At 45.9% G+C, this 11,024-nt stretch carries 7 protein-coding genes; 2 read left to right on the top strand and 5 right to left on the bottom strand.

Annotation, left to right across the window (positions count from 1 at the left end; translation table 11 throughout):
* Window positions 1-24 precede the first annotated feature (24 nt).
* Genes L6475_RS02185 through L6475_RS02195 form a run of 3 tightly spaced genes read right to left on the bottom strand, consistent with a single transcriptional unit; the run spans window position 25 to window position 1,885 of the window.
* Window positions 25-471 (bottom strand): FtsL-like putative cell division protein, encoded by a 447-nt coding sequence (locus tag L6475_RS02185; RefSeq protein WP_237822085.1) that lies wholly within the window; start codon window positions 469-471, stop codon window positions 25-27.
* Window positions 472-488: 17 nt separating this feature from the next.
* The gene (gene rsmH / locus L6475_RS02190; RefSeq protein ID WP_237822087.1) at window positions 489-1,427 is read right to left on the bottom strand and encodes a 16S rRNA (cytosine(1402)-N(4))-methyltransferase RsmH; all 939 of its coding nucleotides are present in this window, start codon (window positions 1,425-1,427) and stop codon (window positions 489-491) included.
* An 8-nt stretch (window positions 1,428-1,435) separates the two neighbouring features.
* Entirely contained in the window at window positions 1,436-1,885 is a 450-nt protein-coding gene (locus L6475_RS02195) for a division/cell wall cluster transcriptional repressor MraZ (RefSeq protein ID WP_237822089.1), read from the bottom strand.
* Window positions 1,886-2,403: 518 nt separating this feature from the next.
* On the opposite strand from L6475_RS02195, the gene L6475_RS02200 reads away from it, so the two are divergent.
* Both L6475_RS02200 and L6475_RS02205 read left to right on the top strand, forming a co-directional pair.
* A complete protein-coding gene (locus L6475_RS02200) occupies window positions 2,404-3,231 on the top strand; it encodes a 1-acyl-sn-glycerol-3-phosphate acyltransferase (RefSeq protein WP_237822091.1) in 828 nt (275 codons plus the stop codon).
* Window positions 3,232-3,239: 8 nt separating this feature from the next.
* Window positions 3,240-4,232: a GNAT family N-acetyltransferase gene (locus L6475_RS02205; protein WP_237822093.1), complete on the top strand. Its 993-nt coding sequence runs from the start codon at window positions 3,240-3,242 to the stop codon at window positions 4,230-4,232.
* Between the two features lie 84 nt (window positions 4,233-4,316).
* Here L6475_RS02205 and L6475_RS02210 read toward each other — a convergent pair whose 3' ends face one another.
* Window positions 4,317-4,496: a hypothetical protein gene (locus L6475_RS02210; RefSeq protein WP_237822095.1), complete on the bottom strand. Its 180-nt coding sequence runs from the start codon at window positions 4,494-4,496 to the stop codon at window positions 4,317-4,319.
* Between the two features lie 24 nt (window positions 4,497-4,520).
* On the bottom strand, window positions 4,521-10,970 hold the full coding sequence (locus L6475_RS02215; protein ID WP_237822097.1) for a choice-of-anchor J domain-containing protein: 6,450 nt from the start codon (window positions 10,968-10,970) through the stop codon (window positions 4,521-4,523).
* Window positions 10,971-11,024 lie beyond the last annotated feature (54 nt).

The following is an 11,024-nucleotide window of genomic DNA, read 5'->3' on the forward strand; positions in this document are numbered from 1 at the left end:
TCCCCTTTGTATTAGTACATATTTTTATTGCTCCGGTATATATATTTTGAAAGGTGGCTGATTGCTGCTGTGAAGCGTACTGTCCTGGTGGGCTCTCAGTACATTGAGTACATGGCTCTCACGACAGCGTTCTGTCAGACTGCTCGAGCTCGACAGAGCCTTGAACTTTGCATCTGTCAGCTGGTTTTCCAGTTGGGCAATATCAATCATGTCCTGTTGACATTGATAGCGGAAAGCTACATAGACGGTCAGAAAAAGGGCTATCAACAGACAGAGCCACACCTGTCGGCGCACCATATCGGCCGTAAGCAGATCGCCGCCTAAGATGGTTCGCAGTGACAGAGAACTGGCAGGAGCATCGTCGTCTTCCGTCACACTCTCTTTCAATTGTCGGAGTGTTGACATAGACTCTTGCTCTTTTGCATCAATCTCAACAATCTTCTGCTTGTCGTTTGGATCCTTTTCTTTCATTCTCTGATTTCGTTTTCTTAGTTCTTCTCAGCAATTCTCAATTTTGCACTGCGACTTCGTGGATTCTGTTCCAGTTCATCGGCAGAAGGAGTGATGACTTTCTCTATCATTTTGAGTGGTGCATTTACACGACCGAAGAAGTCCTGTTCTACTTTCCCCTCTGCATTGCCCGCTTTCATCATGTTTTTAACTATGCGGTCTTCTAGCGAATGATAGGTGATCACACTGAGTCGTCCTCCCTTTCCCAATAGTTCTTGCGCACTTGTCAGCATCTCTTTCAGGGCTTCCATTTCGTGGTTCACCTCTATGCGCATGGCCTGAAACAGTCGGGCGAGGTCTTTCTTCAATTGAGCATTGACAATTGATAATTGAGCATTCTCTTCTATTGCCTCCACTCCCAGAATCGTCAGCAAATCGCCCGTAGTCTCTATGCTTTTCTTGGCGCGGGCTTTCACGATGGTCTTGGCCAGCTTCCGTGCCTGTTTCAGTTCTCCATAGATGTACAGTATGTCGGCCAGTTGCTCTTCGCTGTAGTTGTTAAGAATTTCTGCTGCTGTAGTGCCGGCGCGCTGGTTCATGCGCATATCCAGTGGGGCGTCATATCTGAACGAGAATCCTCGCTCCTCGTCATCGAAATGATGACTAGAAACTCCCAGATCGGCCAGCAATCCGTCAATGTGATCAACCTTATAGTAGCGCATCCAGTTTTTGAGGTATCTGAAATTACTCCTTACGAAAGTGAACCTGTCGTCATTGACAATATTTTTCTCGGCATCTGCGTCCTGATCAAAGCTGAACAAATGGCCTTTTGGCCCCAATCGACGGAGAATCTCTTTCGAGTGTCCTCCACCGCCGAAAGTTACGTCCACATAAATACCGTTGGGCTGGATAGCCAGCCCATCGATACTCTCATGCAAAAGCACGGGAACATGATATGTTTCAGCAGTGATAATCATTGTCGTGCTTATATTGATTTGTTCATGATGACTTTTAGCTTCGCTGCAAATTCTTTTTGTGGCATGAATGGCTGTTCCGTCTTCTCAGATGCCCAGATCTCTATAGTGTCGTCCATGCCAATAAATCTTACCGACTGGTCTATTTCCGCTGCCTGTAGCAGTCTTTTTGAAATGAGAAATCGCCCGTTGCTGTCCAAAGTCAGTACCTCGGCCTCGGCCATAAATGCTCTGAGTACCATCTGTTCCTCTTCGTCCCATTCTGATACCTTTGCAGTAATCTCGTCCAGTCTCTTGTTCCATGCACTTTCGGGGTAGAGTACCAAACATTTTCCATGGACGTCTGTGCGCAGCACCAGCTGTTCCTCGCCGGCAGTCTGTAGCTGCTTGCGGAATGTGGCGGGCAGGAAAACGCGTCCTTTAGCGTCTGTTTTGGCTTCTACGTTACCTAAAAATCGCATGCGTAAATATTCAATTTTCTATTAATAGAACTATCGCTTGCAAAATTAATAATTTTTCCACCACTATCCCCCACAATTCCCCACATTTTTTTATATTTAACATTTTGTAAATATTTAACGTGGTGATGTCATGCTCGTTTTTTTTTGTTAGGAAAGTGGTTATGAAATGCTTTGTCGAACGTATTTTGCAGTTCAAAAGTGCTTGTTTTGAGATGTTAGTGTTGAAGAATTGCGTAGGTATCTGATTACTCTTGTGATAAATTATAGCTATAATTGTGAAGATTATAGCTAAAATTCCGAAAATTATAGCTATAATTTATTTTGCCTTTTAAGCAGTTGTCCGGTTGTTTCTATTCTGCTGGTCGGCAATAGAATAACTTTTTCGCTGAAGTTTGAACTTTTTTTAATCGGATAGTGTCGTTTTTTCTACAAAATTTGCTAAAAAACAATCGTGTTTGAAAGTTTTATAGTAATTTTGCAGAGATATTCACATAGAGAAAGCAAGTTGTAGCCAACTCATGAGCATTTTAACCGAGAAGACAATTGACATAGAAAATGTTCTGAAAAGCAAGATGGGGCCTAAGTCAAAGTGGGTGCCCGGTTTTGTTGTCGCCTGGTTGCGTCATATTATTCATGAGGATTGGCTGAACAAATTCCTTTGGGATGCTCGCGACCTTCAAGGAACTCCGTGGTTAGAGGCTTCGTTAGACTATCTGGGAACTAAGGTGATAGTTGAAGGTTTGGAGAATCTGCCCGACAAGAACGACGGTAAGTTATACACCTTTGTTTCCAACCATCCCATGGGTGGTATCGATGGAGTGGCCCTCGGTTCTGTAATAGGTAAGCACTATGACGACCGGTTTCGCTATCTTGTCAACGATTTGCTCATGAACTTGCCTGGTCTTGCTCCTCTCTGTATTCCCATTAACACCACCACGAAGAAAAGTCGTTCGTTCCCCCAGCTCATTGAAGCCGGATTTCAAGGCGATTATCACTTGCTGATGTTTCCGGCAGGCTTGTGTTCCCGTCGTCGAAAGGATGTGATATGTGACCTTCCGTGGAAAAAGACTTTCATCACCAAAAGCGTTGAGTGTCAGCGTGATGTGGTGCCCATCTTCTTCGGTGGCCGTAATAGTGATTTCTTCTATCGCCTGTCCAATTTCAGTGACCGTTATGTGAAGAAAATCAATATTGCCATGCTCTTCCTGGTTGATGAGATGTATAAGAATCGTGGCAACACTTTCCATGTGAAAATTGGAAAGCCCATTCCCTGGCAAACCTTCGATCAGTCGAAGACACCCCAGCAGTGGGCAGAGTATGTGAAAGAAAAAGTGTATTCGTTATAACAAAGACAATGGAACAACCCATCATTCAGCCCATCCCCGTTGAATTGCTCAAAAGTGAACTGACTCCTGAACGCCAGTTGCGTATGACCAATAAAAGTCACAACCAGATTTTTGTCATCACAGCCCATGAGGCACCCAATGTGATGCGTGAGATTGGTCGTTTGCGCGAAATCGCCTTCCGTGAAGCTGGTGGAGGCACCGGTAAGGAGTGCGACATCGACGAGTTCGATACTTGCGAGAATTGCTACAAGCAACTCATTGTGTGGAATCCCGAGGCTGAAGAGATTATAGGCGGTTATCGCTATCTGGAGGGCACGAAATGGCAACTCGATGAAAACGGACAACCTATTCTGGCCACCAGCCACATGTTCCATTTCTCAGAGAAGTTTCTGCGTGAATACATGCCATATACAATCGAGCTTGGACGTTCGTTTGTGTCTTTACCCTATCAGTCTTCCCGTATGGGAGCCAAGAGCCTTTTCGCTCTCGACAATCTTTGGGACGGTCTGGGTGCTCTGACTGTTATTATGCCAAACGTGAAATATTTCTTTGGCAAGATGACTATGTATCCCAGCTATATCCGTGAGGGACGCGACATGATTCTTTATTTCCTGAAGAAGCATTTCGATGACAAGGAAAACCTTGTCATTCCCATGCACCCCTTGAAGATAGAAACCGATGAGAATGAGTTGGCCAAGCTCTTTTGCGAGGATGATTTCCGTGAGGATTATCGCATTTTGAATCGCGAAGTGCGCCGTTTGGGCTACAATATTCCTCCTTTGGTGAATGCCTATATGAACCTGTCGCCCACCATGAAACTCTTTGGCACGGCCATCAACTATGGTTTTGGTGATGTTGAGGAAACAGGTATTCTCATAGCTATCGACGAGATTCTTGAAGACAAGCGTGTGCGCCACATTGATTCATTCATTAAGGAACATCCTGAGGCATTGAAGATTACCAGCGGAGCCAACAAGGTTATTTATCGCGATAATTATTGATAACGGCAGTTTCTTGCCAATAGAAAAATCAGCGAATATCGATGAAAACATCAATATTCGCTGATTTCTTTTTAGTCATAGTAATTACTCCTCATCCCAGAGGTCATTCCAACGTGAGCCGAAGCCTCCGTCAATAGTCTCATCTGTGGTGACGTTGACCTCCGGATTGTCAGTTTCATTAGACAGTCTTGAACCTGTCATCATCTCTTCTGGATCCATGGCGTCAAACGTCATGTCTGGAGTGATATATTTTTTCTTTTTCATACTCAACTTCATTTTAGTTTGATACTATTTACGAAAGGTCTTCTTGCCATTGTGAATGTAGAAGTTTCCTTTCTTCATGTTCACCACGCGCTGTCCGTTCATGTTGTAGATAGCATCGTTGTTGCTGTTCACCTCGCTAATGCCAAGATAGCTTACACCAGTGGGGATCTCCTCGTCAAAGATTGCGATACGAGCATCGTTCAAATTGCCGTCAAAGTAAGCACGGAAACCGTTGATGAAGGCTGTGCTTGAGCCGGCAGCAATCTTACCTTCGGCCGTAACACCCCACATGCCTTCCATGCCAGGGGCAGCGATAGGAGCGTATGTGCCCTTGAAACTGCAAGTTGACTTTGTAACCTCTGTGGCAGCGGCATCGCTCACTGTCTTATTGCTAAATGCGATAGGAGTATTGATAGCATCCTTTACATAGATAATGTAAGGAACGCCAGCCTCGATTGCATTAACCTTATTGAAGCTGAGGGTCAGATTGTTGTAGTCGGTGAACTCATAAACCTTAGCCTCTTCGCCGAAGGCGGCTGCAATGTCGTCGATGGCAAACGGTACGCAAATCGTGTTCCAACCGGCGTTGAAGGTTCGTGCCAGCTCTACCTTGCGGTTGTTGCCTGTAGAAGCAATGGTACCATCCTCCTCGTTGAGTACGATTACTGGAGCAGCAATAATATTCGCGCTTCTTGACAGACTATACTGCGTATCGCTCACATTCTCCTTGGCTTTGAACAAGATGGTAGTGTTCTCGCCATCGGTCAGTGTGCCATTCACGGTAATCTTCAGCGTGGTGCTCATCGTTGGCTCCAGATAAGCCATGTTGTCAGAGGTGAAGTTCATCGATTCATCATTGTAGCCTGTGAACTTCACAAGGTTGCCGTTAGTCAGCGACAGATCGGCAGACTTGTCCCAAACATTGTTCCAAGGATTCTCGTCGGTGCCTTCGGGATTGAAGCGGCAAATAACGAAGTTTGTCTTGCCCTGCAAGTCCACGCTCCAGAAACCTTCGTTGATGTTGGTGAACGTAGCCCAGATACCATCCTCGGCAGTGTTCCAGCACCATGCCTTCAGCATGCAGTCTGTGGCAATGTCGGTATCATTCGCCTTGGTGTTCATGTAGAGAATGTTGCTGGTAGCGGCACTCCAAGTAGCAGTGATCACATGCTCGGCATCGTTATAGTCGATAAGACTAACGCTCACCTCGTTGGCAGCCAGAGTCTTTGAACCAGTGTTCGTAACCTGCACATTGAATGTGGCGGTATAGTCATTGTTGTTATCGGCCTGAACGGCAGCTGCGTTTTCAAACTCTGTGATAGTCAGAGAGACAGTATGTGCCAGCGTGATATCCTTCTTGTCAGTGGTAAGAGCAATATCATTATTGAAGATGGTGGCCCATATCTTGAAGTCGCCTTCTTCGTTAGGCAAGTTTCCTGTCAGTGTGAATGTCTTGTTGGCGTCAACAGTCATTCCCTGCTCTGTCAGTTCTGCAACCATGATAGCATTCTCTTCGCCCTTCTGTATCCAAAGTTGGGCAGTGACGGTCTCATCGGCACGCAGTGAAACAGCGTTCACTGTAGCGGTATAAGAAGCACCAGGAATAGCAGTCTGCTCCATAGTGTTGCTAATCTCATACAGGTCATGCTCAGGCAGATCAACATTCTTCAGACCCTTCACGTCGTCAATAACAGCGTTTGCAGCCTCGAACTTCACGTAGTAGTAGCCATCGGTCAGAGCGTCGAGTGCCACATCGACATAGTCGGCTGTCAGCGTTACTTCTTTCTGCAGGGTCCACTCCTTACGGTCGGCAGAAGTGTAAACGTTCAGTGTCTTGCTCAGATAGTCATTAGAGTACTTAGCCTTGAAGGTCAGCACATTCTTACCTTCTGCAGCCTCAAGTTTCTTGGTAATCAGGTTCTTTGCGGTTCCCAGAGCAACAGAGGCAGTGTTGTTGCTGAAGGTCCATCCGCCGTTGTACCATCCCTCAGGACGGGCATTGGCAGTAAAGTCTTCGACGAAGGCTTCAGAATCAATGAGGTCAGCAGTGAAGTTCACAACGAAGTCGCCTACCCAGCTTTCAGAGCTGATGGTCATTGAACCAATCTTTTCTCCATAAGGCTCAGCATAAGCCATGGTCACTGTGATGTTGGCAGTCTCGCCGGCAGCAATCTCAACATTGGCGGGGGTAGCTGTGATGCCTTGGCCGGTGATGGTCGCATTCAGCGTAGCGTTACCGATGTTCTTCAGCGTGTAGATGACTTCCTTGTTGTTATTCAGGTTGCCCAGATTGTTGGTCTCGCCATTGACTACTGCAACGCCAGCCTCAGTAAGTGCCAGTGCAGGAGCTGTAGTCTTGGTGAAGCCCTCAATGTCGTCAATTATGATATTGTTAGCCAAGAACTCAACAATAACTGTTCCTGCTGGAATACCTGTAAGTTCTTTCTGTTCGAAAGAAGAGCCGTAATCACTACCGTAATTAGTGTATTCACTCCAGTTTGCTCCACCATCGGCTGAATAACGAACCTTCAGAGACTTGGTGCCATTGGCATTCTTCTTCACCTTGAAGGTCATTGTCTCATTCTCTGCTACTGTGAGCGGAGTAGTGATGAGAGTAGATGCAGTCGTGGTGCTGGTCTGAGCAGCGTAGCCAGAGGTGAATGCCCAGTCGTCACCAGATGTCCAACCCTCGGGCTTGCCGTCTGCGAAGTCAACATAGAGGTAGTTCTCATCTTTCACATTACCTGTGCAAGGAATGGTGAAGCTGGTAGCGTTGAGAGCATCGAAGGTCAGCACCACGTTGCCGCTCTTGTCACCAGAAGCTGCGGTGTTCATCGTCACAGTGAACTGCTCGGACTCGCCGGCAGCTACGTTCAGCAGAGTAGGATGATCGCCCCAAGAACTAGCCCAATACTTATTACCGTCATACAGATCGCCACTCAGATAGTAGCCTTCCTTGTTGAAATCTGTAATGTCGTTGCTCTGCTCGCCATTGCCGTTATTGATTACAATGCCTGTAGCGCCAGCAGGAACGATGATGACATACTGGTCTTCGTTATTGTTGTTCTTGCCATAATATGGAGCATCTACACCAGGCCATTCGGTAAGATTGCCCTCGCCATTCCATGCGTGAACCTTAACTTCGCTCCAACCCTTTGTGTTGGTGAACAGCATAGCGTTTCCTGTTGCAGTGAAACCGTCTTCAGCTGTAAGCGTAACCAGCAGATCGGCATTGCCACTGTTTGTTACGGTGTAGCTTTTCTGAGCAGTTTCACCAAACTTCACGCTACCGAAGTCCTGAGTAGTGCCGTCGGTATTGATAGCGAAATTAGCACCAGCCACTTCCTCGCCACCGTAGAACATACGGATGTTCGTCTGAGAGGCAAGAACGGCGATGTAGTAGTTTCCGGCTTCCACCTCATTAGGCAATGTTGCAGTGAATGTCTTCCAATTGGTGGGATCCTCACTAATTGTTGTGCCAAAGTCATCGCTGAAGGTTGTCCAGTTAGTGCCGTCAGCAGAATACTGTAGTACCATGTGCTGATAGCTTGTATTGCTGGTGCTATAGCCCTTAGCCTCAATGATAAACTTCTCTCCAGCAGCTACTTTGAGCATTGGGGTCTTTAGACGGGTCAGTGTACCTGAATCAATATACCATGCGGTAGTATAAGCACCATTGGTCTCGTTGTAATACCAAGTGCCATCGGCAGTCCAGCCAGCAGGCTTACTGCTAAATGTCTCGTAAACCTTGTCGTTATCACGAACAGTTCCGCTGACATTGATGGTGAAGGGTTCCAAACCGCTTTCGTTAGCAGGAGTAATGACAACAGCCTCGTCAGTGATGTCCTGTTCAGGCATTGTCACAGTGAAGGTAACACCTTCTGCAGTGGGAGTAACCTCTGTAGGACTAACGGTCAGGTTCTCACTGCTGATGGTTGCAACGTATGGTGTTGTAGCAGTGTTCTTCAGCGTGAAGGTGTGAGTAGCACCTGCTGTAGCCAGACCGAAATCAAACGATGCAGGCGACTCCGTCAACTCGTTTTCGCCGTCGAATACCTTTAGTTCAGAACCTAACTTCTCCTGATAGCCGATAGTAGTCTTGGGCTGGAACTTCTGTCTGCTTCCGTTGGGGCTATAATTAGACATGTATGAGCTGGAGTTATTGCCATAGAATGACACATTGTAATTAGAACCTGCCTTGTCTGTAGAGGTTTTATGGATTCCGACCAGCAGATTGCTACCATTATAATTATAGTCGGAAGTGAAAAGAATGGTCATCTTTCCACCAACAACAGCCAGTTTACCACTATAGACTGTAGTCCATGTTTCATTATCCCATGCATACATTGAACTGGGCATGGTTGCATCAGAGACTTCTTTCACGCAGATATCAAACTCGGCCTCAGCGTAGTCGTACTCAGAGGTGTTTGAGTAGAAGGTCAGTTTCTTGATGACCTTGTTCTGAACATCTGTCAGATTTGCAGCAGGGATTATGAACTGGCCACCCAGATTAGCGGCTGCAGAGAAATAACCGTAAACAGGTACATAACTGTTAGTGGTAGTTCCTTCATTTACAGTCAGATAGGTGTATGCCGACGGCGTGAACTCACAAACAGCACTCCAGTTACTAAAGTTCTCGCCATCCTTTTCACGCACGAATGCGTAATAGGTGGTTTCAGTTGTCAGTTCGCTGAAGTCATAAGTAGCAGTGTTCACCACGATACCAGTTCCAGCTTCGGTGGCAGGTATTTCGCCAGTGGTGTTGATGGCCACTTCCCAAGAAGTAGCGGCACCGGCCGTCCAAGTGAGAGTAGCAGAAGTCGTGGTCAGGTTGCTGATGGCAAGACCTGTAGGAGCAGGATAACGCTCTGTGGTTGTGAAGGTAGCCTTATCACTTACAGGGCTAACATCATTACCTTTCACCGCCTTAACATAAACGTCATAAGTGGTTTCTTGTGTAAGTCCTGTCAAAGTATAAGGATTCGTGGTTACGTTGTCAATTGTTGTTCCTTCAGATGCAGGGTCAAAGCCTGCAGCACCATAGATAACCTTCCATTCTGTCTCGTCGCTACCAGCAGTCCAAGCAAGAGTAGCACCTTGCCACGTTGGATTGCTTGCTGTCAGGGCTGTTGGTTTAGGACAAGCAGGAGCTTGTTCGACAACCACATTGTCAACATACCATGCATGGGCATTGTTACCTTCATACTTAAATGCAATATATACCGTCTGACCAGTGTAGGCTGCTAAGGAAATCTCCTTAGGCAGTGCAGTGGATGAAGACGAAGGCAATTCGCTCTTTTCGAATGTATAGAGTGTATTTGTGAAGTCAGCCGCTGCGGTGCCTGTTGTTGAAATGACAATAGAACTCTTGGCAGTAGTGCCATTATAGTCACTTACATAATTAAAATAGTTGTCAAAAACTAGCTGGGAGGCAACAGAAAGCTGCATGGGCGGCATAATAAGGTAGGTATCACCATAGTATCCGCTATAACCCATATTGCTGGAAATAGTCCAACCACTTCCGCCAGTCTTGTTCTCATTATTGATTGTCCAGCAATTTGGAAGGCTATTACCAGCGCTGAAGTCTTCGCTAAAAGAATGGTTGGCGTCAATAGTGATAGTGGCGCAGTCTGTAGTAAACGAATAGGCGTCACTCCAATCACTCTGGTCTTGTGCACTACAATATGTACGTACCTTAACCTGATATGCCGTAGCGGGCTCTAAGCCAGAAAGAGTATAGGATGTAGCATGAAGAATATCATTCACTAATGTCCAATCACCATCTGACGTCTTCTTATATTGAATCTGGAAATCGTCGGCAGTAGAAGTCCAGGACAAACCAACAGAAAAACTACTAATGTCTGTCGAGGTCAAACCTGTCGGTTTAATGCAAGTTGGAGGTGCAGAAAATGTAAAGTCATCAATATAAAGACGATACTGGTAGTTTGCATAGTAGTAAACTGCTATGTATTTGGTTCCTGCGGGGAAAGAGCCTTCGAAGGTTGACCACGACGTGCTTTTAGTGGATTGTTCTTCTCCCCAAGTGAAACTCTCTACATCAGCGTTTGAAGTTGAATATCCAACCTTAAATTTTTCACCACTTGAAGATGTTGATGATGAAGCGTATGCAAAGGTGACTTCCACACCAGTAGGAACGTTAAGTTCTGGCGAGATAAGATACTGGGCATTAGCACCATTTGTGTTGTATGAAGAAAAGCGGAAACCATAGCTGCCCGTTTTCTTGGCTGCACCTACAATTGTACATTCATTATTGTTATTTGTAAGCGAAGTTCCAAAATACTTTGACCATCCATCTGTTTCAAGGCTGTAGTCTTCAAACCCGTAGCTATACGGAAGAGCTTTACCATCAGCCCACGCGGAAGTCGTGCCGCCGAGGGTCATGAGAAATGCGAGGAGAGAGAGAAATAGCCATCTGCTCCGCCTCGTGTGATTAAAAGAATTTTTTTGTTTCATAATCAGTTTTTTGTTTGTTATATTAATTCTTTAAAATTGTCGTCTTTTTATCGG

The sequence above is a fragment of the Prevotella sp. E9-3 genome, from assembly GCF_022024015.1.
Classification (GTDB): Bacteria; Bacteroidota; Bacteroidia; order Bacteroidales; family Bacteroidaceae; genus Prevotella.

What these genes read in the sequence shown, in the direction of transcription:
- L6475_RS02210 (WP_237822095.1), bottom strand. Translation starts at nt 4,496, where the DNA reads ATGAAAAAGAAAAAATATATCACTCCAGACATGACGTTTGACGCCATG.
- L6475_RS02185 (WP_237822085.1), bottom strand. Translation starts at nt 471, where the DNA reads ATGAAAGAAAAGGATCCAAACGACAAGCAGAAGATTGTTGAGATTGAT.
- L6475_RS02215 (WP_237822097.1), bottom strand. Translation starts at nt 10,970, where the DNA reads ATGAAACAAAAAAATTCTTTTAATCACACGAGGCGGAGCAGATGGCTA.
- L6475_RS02200 (WP_237822091.1), top strand. Translation starts at nt 2,404, where the DNA reads ATGAGCATTTTAACCGAGAAGACAATTGACATAGAAAATGTTCTGAAA.
- L6475_RS02195 (WP_237822089.1), bottom strand. Translation starts at nt 1,885, where the DNA reads ATGCGATTTTTAGGTAACGTAGAAGCCAAAACAGACGCTAAAGGACGC.
- L6475_RS02205 (WP_237822093.1), top strand. Translation starts at nt 3,240, where the DNA reads ATGGAACAACCCATCATTCAGCCCATCCCCGTTGAATTGCTCAAAAGT.
- rsmH (WP_237822087.1), bottom strand. Translation starts at nt 1,427, where the DNA reads ATGATTATCACTGCTGAAACATATCATGTTCCCGTGCTTTTGCATGAG.